The sequence below is a fragment of the Altererythrobacter sp. H2 genome (assembly GCF_035319885.1).
GTDB lineage: Bacteria > Pseudomonadota > Alphaproteobacteria > Sphingomonadales > Sphingomonadaceae > 34-65-8.
This window is the reverse complement of sequence record NZ_CP141285.1, coordinates 1,897,958-1,917,896: the sequence shown is the minus strand read 5'-3', so window position 1 is coordinate 1,917,896 and position 19,939 is coordinate 1,897,958. Positions and strand designations below refer to the sequence as shown.

Here is a 19,939-nt window from a genome sequence, read left to right as displayed (position 1 = left end):
GCGGTCGGCACTGTGCCGGACATGATCGGGGCAAGGCTTTTGCAACCAGGTGAACACAGCAGCGATCGACATCGCCTCACGCAATGGCGACCCGAAGATCCCGCTTTCTGGCAGGCCCAGGGCGAACGCATCGCGCGGCGCAACCTCTATATCTCGATCCCCGCCCTGCTGCTGGCCTTTGCGGTGTGGATGGTGTGGTCGGTGGTGGTGGCCAAACTGCCGCAGGTCGGGTTTGCCTATAGCACTGATCAGCTGTTCTGGCTGGCGGCCTTGCCCGGCCTTTCGGGGGCGACCTTCCGCATCGTCTATAGCTTCATGGTGCCGATCTTCGGCGGGCGGCTGTGGACCACAATATCCACCGCGTCCCTGCTGATCCCGGCCATCGGCATCGGCTATGCGGTGCGCAGCCCTGATACGCCCTACACCACCTTGGTGGTGGTAGCCCTGCTGTGCGGGCTTGGCGGGGGCAATTTCGCCTCGTCGATGTCGAACATCAGCTTCTTCTTCCCCAAGGCGCAGAAGGGCAACGCGCTGGCGCTCAACGCCGGGCTGGGCAATCTGGGCGTGTCGGTGATGCAGTTCGCCGTGCCGCTGATCATCACCGCAGGCGTGTTCGGCGCGCTCGGCGGGGCTGCACAGCAGACGGCAGATGGCGGCCCGCTGTGGCTGCAGAACGCAGGCTTTGTGTGGGTGCCGTTCATCATCGCCAGCACCCTGCTCGCATGGTTCGGGATGAACGACATTGCCGATGCCAAGGCCAGCTTTGCCGACCAGGCGGTGATCTTCCAGCGCAAGCACAACTGGCTTATGTGCTGGCTTTATACCGGCACATTCGGCAGCTTCATCGGCTTTTCCGCCGGCCTGCCGCTGCTCGCCAAGCAGCAGTTTCCGCAAGTGGACGTGCTGCAATTCGTGTTCCTCGGCCCGCTGGTGGGCGCGCTGAGCCGGGCGGCGACCGGCTGGGTGTCGGACAAGTGGGGCGGTGCGCGAGTGACCTTCTGGGTGTTCGTGCTGATGATGCTGGGCGTGCTGGGGGTGATGTATTTCCTTGAAGCTGCCAGCTGGTGGGGCTTCCTGGGCATGTTCATCTTGATGTTCTTCATGACCGGGGTGGGCAATGCCTCCACCTTCCAGATGATCCCCAACATCATGCGGCAGGAAGTTCCGCACCTGATGCCCGAGCTCGCCCCTGATGCCGCGCTGCGGCAGGCCGAGCGGGAATTGGCGGCGATCATCGGCTTCATCTCGGCGATTGCGGCCTACGGCGCCTTCTTCATCCCCAAGAGCTTTGGCAGCGCTATTGCGGCGACCGGATCGCCGATGGCGGCCTTGTGGGGCTTCCTGATCTTCTACGCCAGCTGCGCCGCGCTGACGTGGTTCGTCTACAACCGCCGCGGCGGTCTGCTCCACGACATCGAACGCGGAGCGGGCCACGCGTCATGATCGTGATACAAAGGCGACTGCCCGGCAGGATCGACCAAGTCCTCTGGCCAAAAGGGGGTCGGTTTGCGAATTTCCGCTTCTGGCGAGAAATCCGTCGAAGCGGCCCGGCAGGTGTCAGGATCGCGGTGCGTTCCCGCTTATGACCGCAGAGAGGGTGGAAAGCTGTCATTCCCATTCCAACATGTGAATCTCGTTGTGCTCGCGGCTAGGTGCGCGCACGTGCTCGATTTCGGCCGTTGGAGCGCACCGCGTCAACGATCACGTTCGCAGTGGCCCGGCGGTCAGATAAAGCGAGGGGGCCGATGCGACTGATTCACATTCGCGACCTGGCAGTCGAAACAGCGCTCGCATCGGGGCACACCTTCTTGTCGGCGGCAAGCGGCTTGGTGGTGCGCGGCGATCAGCTGTTCGTGATCGGCGATGATGTGAATTGCCTCGCCTTGTTCGCGCTCGACGATTCGGCGCCCGGCAAGCTGGTCAGACTGATCGAGGGCGACCTGCCAAGGGACGCTGCGCAGCGCAAAAGGGCGAAGCCCGATTTCGAAATACTGGTGGCGCTCCCCGGCGCGGGCGTGGGCCGACTGCTGGTATTGGGCTCGGGATCGACGTCAACGCGAATGCGCGGGGCGATCGTCGATCTATCCGCTTTAGGCGAAGCGCCTGGCGTTCGCCATCTAGACCTGCGACCCCTGTTTGCTTCGCTCGCCCCCTTGGTGGCCGAGATCAACCTCGAGGGCGCGGTGCTGTGGGGCGACCGGCTGCTGCTGTTCAATCGTGGCAACATGCAATTCCCGGCGTCGCATATCCTGGAGGTATCGCTCGCGGCCGTGGTCGAAGGTGGGCCGGTCACAGTATCGCTCCGTGCGGAACTGTCGCTGCCAATGGTGTCGGGCGTTCCGCTCTCCGTCACCGATGCCTGCGCACTGGACAACGGTCATATCCTGCTCTCTGCCGTCGCCGAGGCGACCGCCGACAGCTACACCGACGGCGCGTTGCTGGGCGCGGCAATTGCGGAGTTGGACTGGCATTTCAACTTGCTCGCGGTCCAACCGCTCGACCCACCAATTAAAGTAGAGGGCATTGCCGCTCAGGCTGCCGAGGACGGTTTGCACCTGCTGTGCGTGACGGATTCCGACGATCCCGCGCGGGCGTCGGCTTTGTATGGTGGAGGTTTCCCTATGCGCGGCTGACGAGCCGCACACAGTAGCATTCGACGTCCACCAAAGCCGGTTTCGGGATATATGACTTTAGGGCCCAACGTCGGCGTCAATTCCGCCGCTAGCGTCGACTTCATTAGCCGTAGTGCGATCTGATTTGCCGTGTTTCAATGGTGCCATGAACCATAGCGTTCCCACAGTAATAAGAGACAACATCACTGCAACATCTAGGCTCCCCAACGCTACCGAGACGCCAATGGCGCCTGTGATCCAGAGGCTGGCAGCAGTGGCAGTACCTTTGACCGAGTCATTCCTCCGCAGGATTGCCCCGCCACCGATGAAGCCCATACCCGTGATCAATCCCTCCACTATTCGCGCCATTGCTTCCGGTGAGTCAGCGGTGATCCCCTCCGCAGCTTGGATGAAACCGCAGCTTGCCACAGCGACCAAGGGGAAAGTTCGCAGACCCGCACTTCGCTCCGCTTTCTCTCGGTTCCAACCTATCGGTAATGCTAGAATGTAGGCGATGCTGATGGCGACAAGATGGGGCACCAAATCGAAGCGATCCTGGGCGAGAAATTGATCGAACATTTTTCGGTTTTCCCAGATTCGCGATCGTGGTTCGAGGAGGGTGGGCTTTACAGATAGTTAGACGCGTCTTGGCCCTGAATTCACACAATTCGCCCTAGCAGACGGCTCAAAGTCTGCAATGGCGTCGCTCTCGGTCAGTCTGCTTTTGGTACGAACCGCACTCGCCATTAGAGGCAAGAAGGGGGTGGGAAACAGACATTCGTTGCTTAAACCCCAACGTTTTCCGTGAAGATGCCTAGGATGCCAATCAGCACCGACATCGCAAGCGTGCCTACCAACATTCGACTTAGTGTGAAGTCGGCTCCAGATAGCGCCTCCACTCCAATAAGCACCGGGAAGATGATCCAACCCAGAAAGAAATATAGAACGCCTCGCTTCGGGTTAAAATCCCATGCTTTCTCTGGAAGGTTCTTCCGGTCATAGAATGCCATGACAAAGGTCACGCATAACCAAATGACATATGCTAATCGCCAGAGGAGTCCCCAATCGTCTTGGGAAATTCCTCCAATGTAACTGGCGGCCCAGCCCCAAAGCAGGAGCATGCAGAAGGCTGTTCCGCCGATCAATTTACGCGGATTCATATTTCTAATCTTAACTGCATCCTTCGACTATTCCATCGAAGTCCGACGTCCGCAACGGCGTCGTTTGCGGAACGTCGGCCTTGGTCGTCGCGGCACCTGGGAGCGGACTGACCGCTTACGGCCCAACTTCCGCCGTTCAATGAGGCGGTTGAACTGCCAATTTTCGAACATTAGTCGGCCGATCGCACCCTTGTAACGGTTTGGCGCAAATTCGGGATTCTGGGGGTATCGGTGGGGGTATTTTCCAAGAGTTGGGCGGAAAAAACGAGTAATGTCAGAACGTTATATGTTCGCTATATGTTCCTCCTCCGCTACCAACGCTTGGTCCATCCATCGCAGCCACTGCGTTCAGCGTGCCCCCCACATCTGTGCGGCACACTTTTGCACAGCCTTGGGCTGACGTGCGGGGGCGGTAAGGGATGATGTCCGGCGTTTGCCAGGTTCGCATGCTCGCAGAGCAAGCCCATGAGAAACTTCGATAAACGCGGCGGTGCGTGGCTCCCAATCGTGGCCAGCTGCGCCGATTTTTTATCCAATCAGGCGGGGTTCTCCAGCTCAAACAGGCCCGATTTTTCGCGACCAATATCGTTGACCGGAAGGCTTCATGATGATATTTGATATATGTCAATAAATCTTGGTTGGATTCCCGTATGGTTAGGGATTTCTAATAGGATAACTTGACCGACGATGAAAAAACTTGGCTGGGGATCAAAAATGACTTCTTCAGGTTTGATCTATGCGGCCATATTACTTCAGTCTGGGCCGATTTGTACTGGAACGATCGGAACTCCCTGGCTGTCAGGCGATAAGTCCGAAAAGTTTGACGAGCGCTACGAACCGGCTTCGCTGCTACAGAATATTCCGAGTATGCTGGATGTGAGGGTTCAGCAAGCCGCGGATGAAATCGTCAGCCATACGGGAATAAAGTCAAACTTCACCGTGGCGCCGGCCAATGTGGCCAATGCCCTGGCCTATATCGGGCGGGATGGAAGTCGACTGCTGCTGTACAACCCGATGTTCATGGAAGACGTTTTTGATAATGTCTGCAAGGACTGGGGCATTATGGACATTACAGCCCATGAGATCGGTCATCATCTCCAGGGCCACATTTTCAGAGGCGTCGACATAGACTATCATCAGTTCGAAATCGAAGCTGACGAGTTTTCCGGGTTCGTGTTGTACCGCATGGGTGCCACGCTCGAAGAGGCGCAGAGATCGACCGCTGCCCTGGCGCAGCAGCAAGACACAGCCACGCATCCTGGCAGAGCAAGGCGCCTGGAGGCCATCAAGGCGGGATGGCTCAGGGCCCGAGACGTTGCCGGTCATGAGGGTGTTGCGGATGCGTAGCGAAAAGAGCGGGAGGCCGATTGACCGGGGCTACGTTGTCGGCAATCCAAGCCTGTCAGCGTTCCACCAGATCCCGGGACATGGGCGCGAGCTTGGCGAGAAAACGGTTCTGCGCAGCAAACGGCACGCCCTCTTCCTTCATCGCCACTTGCAGGTTTTTTACGAGTGCATTCATGTCTGCCATGCGCAGACCCATGCCGGTGTGTGCAGATTTCATGGAACGCCCGGTATAGTCGCACCCCGCGTTCAGCACGAAGCAGAACTGCTCGAAGAGCGTTCTGCGCAAGCGGATCATGTCATGCGCTGCAAAGATGTCAGCAATCCGCGGATCGGCCGTACTCAGCTCAACAGTGCGTTCGACAATGCGGCGGATGCCGTCTTTGCCCTTGAAGGCGGCCGCCATCCGGTCACCCCTGAACGGGGCTGAACCTGCGTTATCGTTTGACCGGACATAGGGATCGACCGGCAGTTCACCGGTGACAGGATCCGGCACCCTGGCTTCGACGCCGAATTCCTTGTCCCAGTCGATTTCCGGCACGGCCGCAGGCTGCCCGGCCAGTAACGCAAGGATGATCCATGACATGGTGGTTGGCCCCTAGAATGCCACTTGCGCGGAAAGGAATGCGCCGTGCTGCTTTTCGAACGTCGCAACCTTGCCCAGATCGACATAAGCTGCCGTCACCGTGACATTGTCGGTCACGGCATAGGCCGCAAACAGGTCGAACCAGTTGCTTTCGCCGAGACCCAGATTGTCCGGCTTGGTCCGCAACTCGGCGCCGATCAGGGCGCGGCGGGACAACTGATAGCCCAGTGATCCTTCGATCTGCACCGAGTGACCCTTCCCGGTGGTGCTGCCGAAGCCGAGCAGGCCGCCTTCATTGGCTTCCGTCAGGCGCAAGGTTGCATTGACCAGCAGGCTTCGTGAAAGGATCAGCTTGGTCGCGCTTATGGTCACGTCGGTGCTCTGGTGCGTGGCAGCACCAACCGCCTGCGTCACCGGGGAATCGAGGTTGCGCTTGTGCTGAAGCCCGATGGCAATCTGCGGCAGGGCAGGACTGCCATAGACCAGATCACCGGCGATCCGCACCTTGGCGCCGAACACATCCTGATTGAGAGTGTATCCGCGCCCCAGCCCAAGCGTGGTGCCTGCGTCGAGCGTGTCGAAGTTCTGCCGGGCGTAAGACAGCTCGATCCGGTTGGCGATGCCGATGGCGATGCCGTGGCTCTGCCAGCGGAAGTCAGCCAGCTCAATCGCGGTAACGTGCCCGGATATACCCACGCCGGCATCTGTTGCCCGCCCGGCGATGGTGGCCCAGGTGGCGAGGCCGCCGCCGCTGGTGCCTTCTATTGTCGAAACGCCATTGGTCAGGACCAGCTTGTCGCCGGAAAACCAGTCGAGTTCTTCAGCGGACGCAGAATGTGCGCTGGTGAGGAAGGTCGCCCACAGGCTTCCGATGAGTAACCAGCGCATGATCACCCTATGGCGTGGTTACGGTAAAATTCAGGTTAAGCGCTGCACGACCAAATCTTAAGGGGCCCGCTGTTAAGCGCCCCCTGATGGGCAAGCAGATCACCTTCGCAATGGCGGTTTTGCTGGCCAGTATCGCCAGCTATGTCCATGCCCAGGCCGGAACTTCGCTGCGCGTGCAGGTGGTGGATGAGCGGGGCATGCCGCTGCGGGATGCCATCATCGAGCTTCATTCTTCCGGCAAGGACGTGGCGCTTCGCCCGGCGGCCCGCGCCGCAATGGCGCAGAGGAACCTTGAGTTCACACCGGGCACGATCGTGGTGGCGAAGGGTTCAACCGTTGCGTTTCCCAATCTCGATCAGGTCCGCCATTCGATCTACAGCTTCTCCAAGCCGGCCAGATTCAAGATCGATCTCTATGGCCGCGATCAGACGCGAACGCATACGTTCAATGTGCCCGGGTCCGTTTCGCTCGGCTGCAACATCCATGACAATATGCGGGGCTACATCAGGGTCACTGACACACCCCACGCTGCCAGGACGGATCTGAACGGCTACGTCGATCTGAATGCCGTGCCGGTGGGGGCAGCCCGTCTGACCGTCTGGCATCCACGCCTGCGATCGCCGGCCAACGAGCTTGTGCAAGCACTTCAGATTGCGTCCGGCAAGCAGGCTCGCAAGATCACGGTCAAGCTGCGATGACGAACAGTCTGGTCAACGCGGACCTGTTCCGGTTCGGCTCTCTGCGAATGCGGATTGCGGTACTGTATGCCGGACTTTTTGCCGTTGTCCTGTCTGCCATCCTGCTGATCGCCGGTGGGGGCCTTGCCCGCTTCGCCGAAGCAAGCGCATCGCGCGATCTGGCAGCAAACGCCCGCGTATTCGACGAGTTGCTGGAACTGCGGGCGCGCCAGTTGCGTGGCTCGGCAGACGTCCTGTCGCGGGACTTCGGTTTTCGGGAAGCCGTTGCCACCAATGACGCGGCAACCATCAACAGCGCGCTGGAAAGCCTGAAAGGGCGGTCCCGCGTAAGCGCCGCATTTGTGGTCGGAATGGATGGCGCTCTGGTCACCAGTGGTGCGGCCAAGGTGGACTCCCCTGAGGCTTTGTGGGGCCCGCTGGACGAAGGGCAGCAGCGCGGGATGATCCGCCTCGGAGGAGAGCTCGCTCTGGCAGCGGCTTCACCGATCGAGACACCTGACCTGATCGGCTGGCTGGTTCTCGCGCAGCGGCTTGATTCTACCGAGATGGAGCGTCTGAAGCAGCTTGCAGCGGTCGACCTCGAAGCAAAGGTGGAAACGTCGACAACCATAGCTCCCTGGATGAAGACTGTCAGGGAAGGCGAAGTGGTATCGCGCCATGATGGCGATCACTTCCTCTACCACCTCTCCCGGATTGCGGCCCTTGAAGAAGGATTGGAACCCCGCCTTGTCCTGCATCACTCCCTCACGAAATCGCTGGAGCAGTATCAGTCGCTCCGCTGGCTGCTGATCGCTCTGGCGCTTGCGGCTGTAGCCTTTGTCGTTGCCCTCAGCTGGCGGGTTGCCCGCACCATTTCTGCGCCGCTGAGCAGGCTCGATGAAGCGACCCGGCTGATCGGGGAAGGGCGCGATATCGAGCTGAGGGTGGAAACCGATGACGAGATTGGCCGCCTTGCGAGGAGCTTCAACCAGATGGTCAGCGCCATCGAAGAGCGCGAACGCCGGATCGTCCATGTCGGGCTGCACGACGGCCTGACGGGCCTGCCCAATCGCAAGCTCTTCGTGGAGCAGCTCGACCAGGCGGTCGGTCGGCTGCGCGGGGCGCGGCAGCTGATGGTCATTTATGCCGACCTCGACGATTTCAAGGTTGTTAACGATACGCTTGGACATCCTGCAGGCGACGCGCTCCTACGCACCGTGGCGGCGCATCTGCGGGAGGAACTGCCTGACGCCCTGGTAGCAAGGCTTGGCGGGGACGAGTTCGCCATTCTCATCGAGGATATCGAGGACCAGCACCGGATGTCTGCCCTTGCCGAGAAGGTTCATGCCTGTTTCGCAAGGACGGTTATCCTTGACGGCCAGCAAGCATCCTCTGCTGCCAGTCTGGGCGTGGCGGTTGGGCCCGGCGACGGGGGCGACGGCATTGCCCTCATGAAACATGCCGATCTTGCGCTCTATCGCGCCAAGAAAGACGGCAAATCCACCTACCACTTTTTCGAGCCAGGCATGGACGAGGAAGCCCGCCGCAGGCGGCAGATGGAACTCGACTTGCGCACGGCCTTGCGGGACGGCGGGTTCGAGTTGCATTTTCAGCCGCTCTACAATTTTGCAGAAGATCGCTTCAAAGGCTTCGAGGCGCTGCTGCGCTGGCCCCACCCGACGCTGGGCATGATCAGCCCGGCCGAGTTTATCCCTCTCGCTGAAGAGACCGGTCTCATCATTCCGATCGGAGAATGGGTTATCCGGGAAGCATGTCGGCAGGCCTCGGCCTGGCCCGACAACATGGGCGTTGCAGTCAACATCTCCCCGAAGCAGTTTACGGCGGCGGGTTTGTCAAAGTGCATCATGCAGGCGCTGCTTACCAGCGGCGTTGCACCTGAGCGGCTTGAGCTGGAAATCACGGAAAGCATTTTCATTGCCAATGTCGAAAAGACCCTGGCTGCCTTGCATGGCCTGCGTGCCCTCGGCGTCCGGATCGCCCTGGACGACTTCGGAACGGGCTATTCTTCGCTCAGCTACCTGCGCTCTTTCCCGTTCGACAAAGTGAAAATCGATCGCAGCTTTGTTCAGGACCTGAACAGCAGCTCGAACGCCCACGCCGTCATCCGGGCGATCACGACGCTGGCGGACGCTTTGGGGATGGAAACACTGGCCGAAGGGGTCGAAGAAACCGGCCAGCTCGAAGTGCTCAAGCGCGAAGGCTGCGGGAATATCCAGGGATACCTGTTCAGCAAACCGCTGACAGTGGCTGAAGTGCAAAACCTGCTGTCATTCGGCCAGATCGGAAACTTTGCGCGGGTCGCCTGACCAGACAGGTCATCCCGGTGTTGCCGCGGCACTGAGCAAGGCGGCGATGAAATCCGGCGCCGCCCTTGCCGGGGCCGTTCTCCCAAATCCTCAGCTTACTCTCTCGACCGAAATGTCGATGGGTTTGAATGTGCCGCCATTCGATGCATAGGCGGAACAGGCCGTAACTCCCACGATCAGCGGCAGGCAGGCCCGCAACCGGATGAGACTGCCGGGGTTGGTTGTGGGTGGAAGGACCGAGACCTTTCCTTCGGGCGAAACGGGCACGTTCATGAAAATATTGAACGCGGTCGGGATGGCATCCTCGTCAATTCCGTAGGGGCGGAGAGCTGCGGCAAGGTTGCCGAAGCATCCCCGGTGAACCGGCTTGTCCGGGTAGAAATGCCGGAACGTGTCTTCCGAGCAGGGAGTCAGCAGGAAATCGTGCACGCCGGCCGTGTCCTCGATGATTTCGAGCATTCGTCGGGACCGATTGGACCACAAGGTGTTGCCCTTCGTGAGTCTGATCGTTTCCTCGAGATCAAAGGTCCGGCCGTTGGAAATGACCTCGCGCGGGTCATCGCGCGCGTAGGCGACCAGATCGCTGACCTGTCCGCCATCCGGGTCAATGACGGTGAGAGTGTCCCCCGCTTCCAGTTCGATGGCAGTCCCTGATCGCGGTGCGATGCGCTGAATCATGGCAGACGCGGATCGGCGAAGGGGCACTCCCAGTCTCCGCCTACCGCCCGGCCACTGTATTGCCGCGCTTCGCTGGTTTCGCCGTGACGGGCCAGCATCGGATTGGGGGAGCCGGCCAGTGCGACATCCCGCTCGATAATGCGTTCGCGCATCCGTTCGTACCGGTTTTCCTCGCGGAGCTGCTCGAATTGCTCGTGCAGGTTGAACACCAGGGTGGGGTATGGCGTCCGCCGCGCGGGCCGCGACGCATGGGGATGGAGCCCCACCACGAAGTAGCCCTGGCCGCCGAAACTCAGCGAAAAATGGGGATCGGACGGATCGGGGCTGACCTTGGAATCATAGGGTTGGCCGAGCCACTCGTCCTTGTTGGCGAGGGACTGGAGGCGTTCCCACATCAGCCGTTCGAACTGGACCTCGTTCAGATCGGTTGGCCCTTCGAACACCACTGCAAGGCTGCGCAACCCGTCAGGGTCGCGATTGAACGCGGCGCTCCACTCAAGCAGTTCCCGATGGATCGTCAGATCGTCCCATGCGCTGGCGAGGGACCAGGCGCTGACAATGCGCAAGCTGCCCTTGGCCAGCGCTGACTTGGCACCGACGCAGGGGAAATCCCGCTCCGCAATGTGCGTGAGCAGGGAACGTTCGAGTTCTTCGCGGTCAACGGCATGAGGCGGGGCAGCGCGGTCCCGGGCGGCAATATCAACAATGGCAGTCATGCTGCAGGAACGACTACTTGCGGCCCCCGGTTCCATTGAAGCGGTGTTCGGTGCACATTTTGTGGATAGGCCCGTTCAGGCAAGCACCCAGATGGAGATGCACAAGGCGGCAGTCGCGGCGACCAGCGACCACGACATCAGCTTGAGGCGCATTGGCTGAAGGGCTTCAACCTTGTGCGGTTCAAGCCGGGAGATCGCCCTGCAGGCGCGGCGTTCCGACGATATGAAGATCCAGACGGCAATCAGGAGGAAGATCGTGGCGATCAGCTTGGCCGCCCAGGCCGGGCTGAGCGCCTGGAACAGGGCGTTGAATCCCAACCCGATCCCCACCGCCGCCATTCCGGTCCGCACCCAGCCTGCAAAGCTGCGCTCATGCGCAAGGACAGTCCTGTCTTCGGCAAGGTCGGTCCGGTCGTGGGCCAGTTCGTCTTTGGTTTCGTCATGGTGGGACATAGGTCTCGGCTCCGACAATTCAGCGCTTGACGCTTCGCAGAACGGTGAGTTCATCGCCGCGTTCGGGAATGACACTGAGGCTGCCATCACTCTCGATGATCACGGCCGCGACATCTTCGATCCGGCCGATCCCGGCAGAGCGGATGCTGGCCTCAATCTCAGACCGAGTGAGCCGCTCGGCCCGCATCGCATCTTCGCGGAACACACCGTTTTCCAGCAACAACCGGGGCTCACTGCGCACGAGCTTGCGAAACCGGGTAGACACGATCGAAAAGCGCGACACCGTCCATTGGAGCAGGGCGAGCAGGGTGATTGCAAGCAGGCCCTCGAGAAGTGAAACCTCACGGGAGAGCTGCGTCGTCGCGAGGATTGAGCCAAGCGCGACTGTCACTACAAGGTCGAATGCATTGAGCTTGGCCAGAGACCGTTTCCCGGCCTTACGAAGGATCAGAACCAGGCCGATGTATGCCAAAGTTGATACGATGAGTACGCGGATGAGGTCCGGGAGCGAGTCATGAAGCATGTCCTGACAACGCTCAGGCCGGCCCCGGGTCCCGAAAATCCGGCGGGCCGAGCGGACTCGTGAGTTCGTCGACCCCGGCATCAGGGCGTTGACCGGGTTCGCCACAGCGCGCATCATCGGCCTGGAATGGTCCGACCCCAATGGCAGGCAGAACATGAGATCAATTTCGTCGCGAATTCGAAGAGGGCTGGCGCTGGCCGCCGCGATCATGGCAGCGGGCTGCACGGTCGCCGCACAGGCAGCCCCTTATGTCATGTACCGCGATCCAGGCTGCGGGTGCTGCATGGCCTGGGCTGCGCACGCCCGCGACAAACTGGCGGCAGAAGTTCGCGTGCGGGAAGATGTACCGATGGCCAGCGTGAAGCGGCAGCTGGGCGTGCCTGCGTCACTGGCTTCCTGTCATACCACGCTGGTGGAAGGTTATGTGATCGAGGGCCACGTTCCGGCGCGGGAAATCACCCGCTTGCTGAAGGAGCGCCCTCGGGACGTGCGCGGGCTGGCAGTGGCCGGAATGCCGCTCGGTTCGCCCGGGATGGAAGCCGGCGGGCGCAAGCAACCCTTCAAGGTCATCGCGTTCGGCGATTTTGGACAGCGGGTGTACGCAAGCTACTGACGCTTGCGCAAAAACGGGCCGGGTGCTGCCACCCGGCCCGTCCTCGCTGTATTTACCAGAAGAAGTATTTACCAGAAGAAGTCGTGGATTACATCGACAACTTCGCCGCTGTAGGTGTTCACCAGCAGGACGTCGTCATAGTAGCGCACCCAACGGTAAGGGCCATAGACTTCTGGCAGGCGATACTGCCACGGATCGTTGATCCAGTACCGGTTGCCGAAGAACAGGTTGTCCAGGCGGAAGCCGATGCTCAGGCGGCGATAGCTGTAATCGCGATAGGGCGAGTAGTAGCGGCCCAGCCGGTAAATGCTCCGGTTGTGGGTGCGATACCCGTTCCAGTCATAGCGGCGGTTGTCGCGCCAGCGCCGGTCCCACCGGCGGTTATCGCTGTAGCCGGTCTGCCGACCTTCGCGATAACCGCTGCGGTAGGCCTGACGCGTATCCCGCCGGTCGTCGCGCGCATCGGTGCGCCGCCCGTCACGATAGCCATCGCGATAGGTCCGGTTGCGGTCCCCGGTGTAGCGGTTGGGGTCCAGCGCGAACCGGCCATCGCTGCTGCGGCGGCTGTCATCGCGATAGTCCCGTCGGTCGGCACGGCGATCATCACGCCGATCTTCCCGGCGGTCCGCACGGCGGTCGTCGCGCCGAACATTGCGGGCGTCGTTACGGGTTTCCTGGCGCTGCTGCGCTGCCCCGCGATTGGGATCAAGGGCAAACCGGCGTTGCTCGGCAACGCGCCGCTCCGCCACCACCGGCGCATTGGCGCGGGGGGTATCGGGCCGGGCCGGTCGTTCGGCGCGGATCGGTGCTGCCGGGGCAGGGCGCTGCACCTGCTGGCGCCATTCCTGCCGCTGCGCTGCGCGCTCCTGCCGCTGTGCGGCGCGTTCCTGACGGGCTGGCTGGCTCGCCTGCGGCCTGAAATCGCGCAGCTGGCGCGGAGCCTGCCGCTGGGGCCTTTCGACGCGTTCGGAACGCTCCGGACGTTCGCGGTCGCCGCGGTCACGGTCTTGCGCCATGGCGGTGGTGGGAAGTGCGGTCAGGGCCATGACTGCTGCAAGGGCAGAGAGGGTCGTTCCCTTCATCAAGCTGATCGTATTCATCGTGTGGGGTCTCCGTCGGTACAGAACGCCGCGCCCACCTTTGCGGCCCCCTGTGGATTTATTGGGATAGCCTGATTCGAATGAGCCGAAACTGAACCAGTAGCAGAGCCTTCCGTTCATCTTTTAACGCATGTTGCTGAACCTTTGATCGATTGACAGGCGGGTCGCCTCGCCCGAAGGCGTGCTGATGTTCGAAAGCCTCGCTGATGTCCGCGCAGACATAAACGCCCGTCTGACCCGCGCTGCGCAAAGCCGGCACGGCCCCATGCATTCGCCGGTGGTGGCGACTGCCGACGCTGATGCGCGGGTGATGGTGCTGCGGGCCTACGATACCGCCACCTGGACGGCCCGTTTCCACACCGATGCCCGGGCTCCCAAGGCTGGGCTGATTGGCGCGGGTGCTCCGGTCGGTGTGCTATTCTACGATCGCGAGGAGAAGGTCCAGATCCGCTGCCGCGGCACGGGCCGGATCGAGCGCGAGGGGCCGGTTGCAGATGCAGCCTGGGCCACCAGCACCCGCTTTGCCCGGCGATGCTATCTGGGCGAAGGGCCAGGCGCGTTCTCGGATCAGCCAACCTCCGGCCTGCCCGCCCGCTTCGAGGGGATCGAGCCGGACGAGCATGAACTGATCGTAGCCCGTGAGAACTTTGCGGTCCTGCTTGTGCGGTTTGCGACGATTGACTGGTTTCACCTTGCCAACAGCGGGCACCGCCGAGCGGTGTTCGAGGGCGAGCGTGGGCAGTGGATCTCGCCCTGAGCTGGGATGACGTCGGGGCAACGAGGGGGTTGTCCCGGTAGTCGCACGATTGCAGAAGGCAATCAGTCACCCCACGCACCCAAGGAATTCCGGGCCTGCCAGCAGATCAGACCCATTCGGACCGAATCTCGCTCCGTTGTGGAGAAACAAAAATATCCCGTTCAGGACATAATCTGAAACGCCGATTGAGGTGATGGCCGAATCTGAAGAACGGGGCGCCCGATTTCATCCATTCCGGTAAAATCACTTCTCCGAAATGGCGATAGATTCACTCCGTTTCGCAAGCGTTCCACCCTGAACATACCGTCGTACCGGTGCCAGATTCAGGCGTATGGCAAATGCACGCATAACCCACATCGTCGACAGCGTCGAGCAAACCCGTCACGAGAAATTCCGTTCCCTGATGGGTATCGGTTATCACGCTGAGGTCTACTCCAGTGTCGAAGAGCTAATATCATTCCGGCCTCAGGCAGGGGTGATCATGCTGGACGATGCGCATTCGAGCGAGTCGTTCGAGGCGCAACTCCACTTTCTGGCCGATCAGGGGATCTGGCTGCCGGTCATCGCAACGGGTATCGAACCCAAAGCACCGCAGATTGTTGCGGCGATGAAGGCGGGCGCGTTTGATTACCTGGTGTTCCCGCTGGAGTCTGATGACGACGCGGAGCGGATCAGGTTGATTCTGGATGAGGCGGCCATGCAGTCGGACGCCCGGCGGCGGCTGATCGAAGCGCGCGACCGGCTGTCAAAGCTTTCCGTGCGGGAACGCGAAGTGCTTGACCGTCTCGTCGAAGGCAACAGCAACAAGGCCATTGCCCGCGCGCTGGAGATCAGTCCGCGCACGGTGGAAATCCGCCGCGCCAAGATGATGGACAAACTCGGTGCCCGGCATCCGGCCGATGCGGTGCGGGTAAGCCTGGAAGCGCGCATGTAGCAGCCTGCCGGGCAGCTTCCGCGCCGCCCCCCAGCTTAAATCTTTATCGGCAGAACCCGGTCGATCCGCCTCGCTCGAGATGGAAATGGTCGCGGTGGGCAGCGTTATAATCCGGCCCCAGGACAGTGCCGAAACGTTTGCACGCGCTCGCCTGGACAGTCCGGAGGAACTCTCGCTCGCGCATTGTTCCGCCGTCCCAGTGGTCAAGCACGCTTACCCGCCTGCCGTCTGCCAGCACGAACGCAGCGATATCGATCGCTTCGGCATTGGCGTGGGCGGAGCGGCGCGCACTTCCGGCTACGTTGCGGCAGGCATAACTGCCCATTGTTTCGACCCGCACGACGGGGCTGCCGAGCAGTTGCCGCGCTGCGCGGTCTACGCCGAAGCGGGCCCAGGCGGCGAAAGCCTGGGCCGTGGGGCAGGCAACCGGGCCGAGGCGGGCAACCTCGAATGAGGCAGTATCACCCTGCAGCGCGGCCACTGAAACGGCGTTGCGCAGGCCGCACCCGCCGCCATCATACCGGTCAGCCACCGCGTTGAAACGCACGCCCGCCCCGCCAAGTTCGGCAAGGCATTGCCGAGCTTCCGGATTGACCGGGATGGCGCTTACAGCCCCGGCACTCCGCGGACCGCTGCCACGCCCTTCAGGTACGGCACCACAGGCCGCCACGGCGAGGGCCGTGCAGGCTGCAAAGGCAAGGCGGGGAAACTGGCGCATTGGCAGTATTGTGCCGCGTTACGGTTAATGGCGGGTTGACGCCGTCCTGCCATGAACCCGTCCGGCTCGGGATAATCGCCTGCACAAGGCGTGACGTGCGGTTTCGCTTCGGCTAGATCGGCCAGCCATGCTCACCCGGCTTTCCATCCGCAATATCGTGCTGATCGAGGCGCTCGACCTGACCTTCGGGCGCGGGCTGGGCGTGCTTACGGGTGAGACAGGCGCTGGCAAATCGATCCTGCTTGATGCGCTCGGCTTGGTGCTGGGTGACCGGGCTGACAGCGCGCTCGTGCGGGCGGGGGAGGAAAAAGCCAGCGCCACCGCCAGCTTCGAGTTCGCCGCCTTGCCACCGATGGTTGCCGAGGCCTTTGAGGATGCCGGGATCGAGATCGAGGCCGGGGAGCCTCTGCTGATCAGGCGCCAGCTCAAGGCTGACGGCGGCAGCAAGGCGTTCATCAATGATCAGCCCGCCAGCGTTGCCCTGTTGCGGGCCGTTGCGCCCGCCCTGGTCGAATTGCACGGTCAGCATGATGATCGCGGCATGGTCAACCCGTCCGGCCACCGCGTCCTGCTTGACCGCTATGCGGGATCGGACCCGGCTGCCTTGGCAGGAACGTGGGACGCATGGCGCAAGGCCGAGACGCGACTGGCGCAGGCCCGCGCGTCGATCGACACAGCGCGGGAAGAGCAAGATCTGCTGCTGGCCCACCTGGCCGAACTGACGGCACTTGAACCGCAGGCAGGCGAGGAGTCCCGGCTGGCAGAGGCCCGCACGGCGATGCAGAAAGGCGAGCGACTGTCTGGCGATCTCGAGGAGCTGCGCCACCTGTGGGAAGGCTCGGACTCGCCGCTCGCAGCCTTGCGGGTTGCGGCGCGCCGGCTCGACCGGATTGCCTCCGAACACACCCTTCTTTCTGAAGCGCTCGCAGCGCTTGACCGGGCGGTGATAGAGGCGGGGGAAGCGGAAGAGAAACTGGCCCGTGCCGCCGAAGCCCTGATCCACGATCCGGCCGCACTGGAAGTGGCGGAGACGCGGCTGTTCGAACTGCGTGCGATTGCCCGGAAGCACCGCTGCGAGGTGGACGAACTCCCCGAGAAGATGCGGGCCATGCGCGCTGCGCTGGACGCGATCGAAGGGGGCGAGGCGGAGCTGGATGCGTTGGAGGCGGCCGCCACCGAAGCGGGCGCACGCTATCGCGAACAGGCAGCTGCGCTGCACCGACTCCGGGTAGAGGCTGCCACCAGGCTCGATCTGGCCGTGGCGGCAGAGCTGGCTCCGCTGAAGCTGGACGCAGCCCGCTTTCGCACCGCAGTCGTCGAGCTGCCGGACGAGCGCTGGGGGCCGCATGGCTGCGACAGCGTGGAATTCCTGATCGCGACCAACCCCGGCGCTGACTTCGCACCACTGGGCAAGATCGCCAGCGGCGGCGAGTTGTCACGCTTCATTCTGGCGCTCAAGGTCGCGCTGGCGGAGCAGGGCGGTGCGGCAACGGTGATCTTCGACGAGATTGACCGCGGTGTCGGCGGGGCAGTGGCCAGCGCCATCGGTGACCGGCTCGCGCGCCTTGCTGCCGACGGGCAGTTGCTCGCCGTCACGCACTCGCCCCAGGTGGCTGCGCGGGGGCAAACGCATTACCTGATCGCCAAGTCGAGCGCCAAAGCGGATGGGGGTGTGGTCACCCGCACCAGCGTGACCCTGCTTGACGAAGCCGGCCGGCAGGAAGAAATCGCCCGGATGCTCAGCGGGGCGGAAGTAACGCCGGAAGCGCGGGCACAGGCTGAGCGGTTACTCGAGCGAGCGTGAGGTCCGTTAATCGAGTGCCTGGTCAAGAAACGCCCTGATCTTTTGCCACTGGTCGCGCCGCGCCGCCATGTCGGCCTCGGGCGTGCCCCCCAGCTTTCCGAGCATCTTGCGATCCCGCGTGGTCAGGTTTTGCGTTGGACCAAACGCCCAATGGCCGGCGCTGTCATATTTGAGCAGCCGCGCATCCGGCGCGCGGGCCTCTGCCGCGCGGGCCATATCGCATGAAGGCCAGACCTGGTCCTGTCCGCCGCAGATGAGCAGGATCGGGCCCTTGATCCTCTCGACCGGAATTGTGGCTCCGGGATATGCGGCACGCGCCTGCCAACTGTTGCGATACATCCGGGCCAGTGCGCCCTGGCCTTGGGTTATCCACTCATGCCATGCCGGCACAACGTAGCGCACGAAAGGTAGCGGCTTGCCTTCAGCAGTCCACGACGAGCCCATGGCCTCGACATCGGTACGGTTGAAGTCGAAGCCCTGCCACACGACGTCGCTCGGCATGGCGGCGACCACGGCCTTGACCTCCGGGTGGCGGCTGGCAACCAGCAGAGCCCCTTCGCTGCCCTTGGAATGGCCGATTACCGCGATCCGCTCCGGATCAACGTCCGGTCGGGCAGCGAGCCAGGCCAGCGCTTCGTCAAAGGTTTCGAGCGGCACATTCTCGAACGAGCGGTTCGCTTCGCGAGTCTCGAAATAGCCGGGGTAGATCACCGCGTAACCTTCAGCCGCCAGCTGCCGGGCATAGGCGTTGCGGTAATCCTTTAGCCCGCCCTCCGATCCGCCGAGAAGCAGGATCGCGGGGCGTGGGCCATCGCCTGCGCCAGGGTAGAAGTTGGCCGGGGCCGTGCCGAGTATGACGCGTTCTCCACCCCAGCCTGCTTCTGCCACGATGATTGGCCGAGGTGGGCGATTGAACCAGTTCCACGCACCGAACCCGATCCCTGCCGCGACGAGCACCAGCAACCCGATGATCACCTTGCTTCTTGTTCGCACGCCTTCCTCCCTGAATGCAAAGTGTATTATTCATATGATACACTGCGGCGCAAGCGGAATTCATGCGCTTAACCCTTGCTTGCAGCGGCAGGCTCGCGCATTTCGGGTGCCATGGTTCGAGGCAGTGGGACAGGATATCGTGTGCGAGCACTGGCAATGGGCGTGGTGCTGGCCATGACTGCGGGATGTGCGTCAACCGGCGCATCCGGCGGGGCGCAGACTGCTCCCGGCAATGCGATGTACGGCACCGATGCTGCCGTGCGGCCATCGCCGCCCGATTTCATCCTGCGCTATGCTGGTCACCCGCGCGGGTTTGCCGAGTTGCGATTGCCTGCCGCCGCCGAGCACGGAGCAGGCCCGCACCCGCTGGCGGTGATTTTCCACGGCGGATGCTGGAAGACCGGGATTGCCAGCCAGGCTTACATGGCCCCGCTCGCCACGCGCTGGCAGCAGTTGGGGATTGCCACGCTCAATGTCGATTACCGCGAAGTGGGCGATGGCGGCGGCTGGCCGGGCTCATTCGAGGACTGGGCTGCTGCGGCGCGCCTCATCGACGACGTGGTGGCACAGCATCCGGTTGATCGTGCGCGGGTGACGCTGATCGGTCATTCGGCAGGGGCGCTGCCTGCCCAGTGGCTGGCCACTGCGCAAGGGCCTGATGGTCCGCTCGGCGCTCGCGAGCCGGTGGCGGCGCGCGCGGCGATCGTTCTGGACGGTCCGGCCGATCTTGGCGCGGAGCGGGGGGCGTTCGATGCCTTGTGCCAGTTTTCCGCAGTCGATCCGTTCATGGGTGGAGCGCCCGAGGCGGAGCCTTCGCGCTATGCCGCGCTGGCACCCATGACCAGGGCTCCTCGTCTGGCGGACGTCCTGTTCGTGCAGGCCAAGCTGCCTACGCCGCCCACCGCCGCGCTTGCGGCCCTTCGTGCGGGCGGGGCCAGGGTGGAGGTGAAGGAGAACCCCGGCGCGAGCCACTTTGCCATCATTACGCCCGGCGATCCGATCCACGATGCGAACGAGCAGGCCATGCTTGCTGTGCTGAGAGGCGAATAGGATTTC

Annotated in this window: 21 protein-coding genes; 10 read left to right on the top strand and 11 right to left on the bottom strand. The window is 62.4% G+C overall.

The window, feature by feature from the left end:
• The first annotated feature begins 21 nt into the window (after positions 1-21).
• Together U4960_RS09630 and U4960_RS09625 are read left to right on the top strand one after the other, a co-directional pair.
• Entirely contained in the window at positions 22-1,443 is a 1,422-nt protein-coding gene (locus U4960_RS09630) for a NarK family nitrate/nitrite MFS transporter (RefSeq protein ID WP_324260434.1), read from the top strand.
• 302 nt (positions 1,444-1,745) lie between these two features.
• Positions 1,746-2,633 (top strand): DUF6929 family protein, encoded by an 888-nt coding sequence (locus U4960_RS09625; RefSeq protein WP_324260433.1) that lies wholly within the window; start codon positions 1,746-1,748, stop codon positions 2,631-2,633.
• Between the two features lie 57 nt (positions 2,634-2,690).
• Here the strand turns inward: U4960_RS09625 and U4960_RS09620 are convergent, their stop codons facing one another.
• Positions 2,691-3,191 (bottom strand): MgtC/SapB family protein, encoded by a 501-nt coding sequence (locus U4960_RS09620; protein ID WP_324260432.1) that lies wholly within the window; start codon positions 3,189-3,191, stop codon positions 2,691-2,693.
• A gap of 206 nt (positions 3,192-3,397) precedes the next feature.
• A complete protein-coding gene (locus U4960_RS09615) occupies positions 3,398-3,772 on the bottom strand; it encodes a hypothetical protein (protein ID WP_160727658.1) in 375 nt (124 codons plus the stop codon).
• Positions 3,773-4,459: 687 nt separating this feature from the next.
• Between U4960_RS09615 and U4960_RS09610 the strand changes: the two genes are divergently transcribed.
• Positions 4,460-5,119 (top strand): hypothetical protein, encoded by a 660-nt coding sequence (locus U4960_RS09610; protein WP_324260431.1) that lies wholly within the window; start codon positions 4,460-4,462, stop codon positions 5,117-5,119.
• A 55-nt stretch (positions 5,120-5,174) separates the two neighbouring features.
• Here the strand turns inward: U4960_RS09610 and U4960_RS09605 are convergent, their stop codons facing one another.
• Together U4960_RS09605 and U4960_RS09600 are read right to left on the bottom strand one after the other, a co-directional pair.
• A complete protein-coding gene (locus U4960_RS09605; RefSeq protein ID WP_324260430.1) occupies positions 5,175-5,702 on the bottom strand; it encodes a group I truncated hemoglobin in 528 nt (175 codons plus the stop codon).
• A gap of 12 nt (positions 5,703-5,714) precedes the next feature.
• Entirely contained in the window at positions 5,715-6,590 is an 876-nt protein-coding gene (locus tag U4960_RS09600) for a DUF3034 family protein (protein WP_324260429.1), read from the bottom strand.
• 86 nt (positions 6,591-6,676) lie between these two features.
• On the opposite strand from U4960_RS09600, the gene U4960_RS09595 reads away from it, so the two are divergent.
• Together U4960_RS09595 and U4960_RS09590 are read left to right on the top strand one after the other, a co-directional pair.
• The gene (locus U4960_RS09595; protein WP_324260428.1) at positions 6,677-7,288 is read left to right on the top strand and encodes a cupredoxin domain-containing protein; all 612 of its coding nucleotides are present in this window, start codon (positions 6,677-6,679) and stop codon (positions 7,286-7,288) included.
• Positions 7,285-9,594, top strand: coding sequence for a putative bifunctional diguanylate cyclase/phosphodiesterase (locus tag U4960_RS09590; RefSeq protein ID WP_324260427.1), 2,310 nt, complete (start codon positions 7,285-7,287; stop codon positions 9,592-9,594). The genes U4960_RS09595 and U4960_RS09590 overlap by 4 nt, the downstream gene beginning before the upstream one ends.
• 90 nt (positions 9,595-9,684) lie before the next feature.
• Here the strand turns inward: U4960_RS09590 and U4960_RS09585 are convergent, their stop codons facing one another.
• The 4 genes from U4960_RS09585 to U4960_RS09570 form a co-directional block, all read right to left on the bottom strand.
• Positions 9,685-10,272 (bottom strand): urea carboxylase-associated family protein, encoded by a 588-nt coding sequence (locus U4960_RS09585; protein ID WP_324260426.1) that lies wholly within the window; start codon positions 10,270-10,272, stop codon positions 9,685-9,687.
• Positions 10,269-10,988 carry a guanitoxin biosynthesis heme-dependent pre-guanitoxin N-hydroxylase GntA gene (gene gntA, locus U4960_RS09580; protein WP_324260425.1) on the bottom strand — a complete coding sequence of 240 codons (720 nt, stop codon included), beginning with the start codon at positions 10,986-10,988 and terminating at the stop codon, positions 10,269-10,271. Before gntA ends, U4960_RS09585 begins: the two co-directional genes overlap by 4 nt.
• A 75-nt stretch (positions 10,989-11,063) precedes the next feature.
• Complete coding sequence (locus tag U4960_RS09575) at positions 11,064-11,441, bottom strand: YidH family protein (protein WP_324260424.1); 378 nt, start codon at positions 11,439-11,441, stop codon at positions 11,064-11,066.
• Positions 11,442-11,460: 19 nt separating this feature from the next.
• Positions 11,461-12,174 carry a DUF421 domain-containing protein gene (locus U4960_RS09570; protein ID WP_324260423.1) on the bottom strand — a complete coding sequence of 238 codons (714 nt, stop codon included), beginning with the start codon at positions 12,172-12,174 and terminating at the stop codon, positions 11,461-11,463.
• Between U4960_RS09570 and U4960_RS09565 the strand changes: the two genes are divergently transcribed.
• A complete protein-coding gene (locus U4960_RS09565) occupies positions 12,173-12,577 on the top strand; it encodes a DUF411 domain-containing protein (protein WP_324260422.1) in 405 nt (134 codons plus the stop codon). The two genes, U4960_RS09570 and U4960_RS09565, sit on opposite strands and share 2 nt — an antisense overlap.
• A gap of 68 nt (positions 12,578-12,645) precedes the next feature.
• Here U4960_RS09565 and U4960_RS09560 read toward each other — a convergent pair whose 3' ends face one another.
• On the bottom strand, positions 12,646-13,677 hold the full coding sequence (locus U4960_RS09560) for an RcnB family protein (RefSeq protein ID WP_324260421.1): 1,032 nt from the start codon (positions 13,675-13,677) through the stop codon (positions 12,646-12,648).
• A 187-nt stretch (positions 13,678-13,864) separates the two neighbouring features.
• On the opposite strand from U4960_RS09560, the gene U4960_RS09555 reads away from it, so the two are divergent.
• Both U4960_RS09555 and U4960_RS09550 read left to right on the top strand, forming a co-directional pair.
• Positions 13,865-14,434: a pyridoxamine 5'-phosphate oxidase family protein gene (locus U4960_RS09555; protein ID WP_324260420.1), complete on the top strand. Its 570-nt coding sequence runs from the start codon at positions 13,865-13,867 to the stop codon at positions 14,432-14,434.
• A 481-nt stretch (positions 14,435-14,915) separates the two neighbouring features.
• Positions 14,916-15,368, top strand: coding sequence for a response regulator transcription factor (locus tag U4960_RS09550; RefSeq protein WP_324260419.1), 453 nt, complete (start codon positions 14,916-14,918; stop codon positions 15,366-15,368).
• 43 nt (positions 15,369-15,411) lie between these two features.
• Here the strand turns inward: U4960_RS09550 and U4960_RS09545 are convergent, their stop codons facing one another.
• On the bottom strand, positions 15,412-16,086 hold the full coding sequence (locus tag U4960_RS09545) for an extensin family protein (RefSeq protein ID WP_324260418.1): 675 nt from the start codon (positions 16,084-16,086) through the stop codon (positions 15,412-15,414).
• 127 nt (positions 16,087-16,213) lie between these two features.
• Here U4960_RS09545 and recN point away from each other — a divergent pair, with 127 nt between their 5' ends.
• Positions 16,214-17,890, top strand: a complete 1,677-nt coding sequence (gene recN, locus U4960_RS09540; protein ID WP_324260417.1) for a DNA repair protein RecN — start codon at positions 16,214-16,216, stop codon at positions 17,888-17,890.
• A gap of 6 nt (positions 17,891-17,896) precedes the next feature.
• On the opposite strand, the gene U4960_RS09535 is transcribed toward recN, so the two are convergent.
• Positions 17,897-18,883, bottom strand: coding sequence for an alpha/beta fold hydrolase (locus tag U4960_RS09535; RefSeq protein ID WP_324260416.1), 987 nt, complete (start codon positions 18,881-18,883; stop codon positions 17,897-17,899).
• Positions 18,884-19,024: 141 nt separating this feature from the next.
• On the opposite strand from U4960_RS09535, the gene U4960_RS09530 reads away from it, so the two are divergent.
• Entirely contained in the window at positions 19,025-19,933 is a 909-nt protein-coding gene (locus U4960_RS09530) for an alpha/beta hydrolase family protein (RefSeq protein ID WP_324260415.1), read from the top strand.
• Positions 19,934-19,939 lie beyond the last annotated feature (6 nt).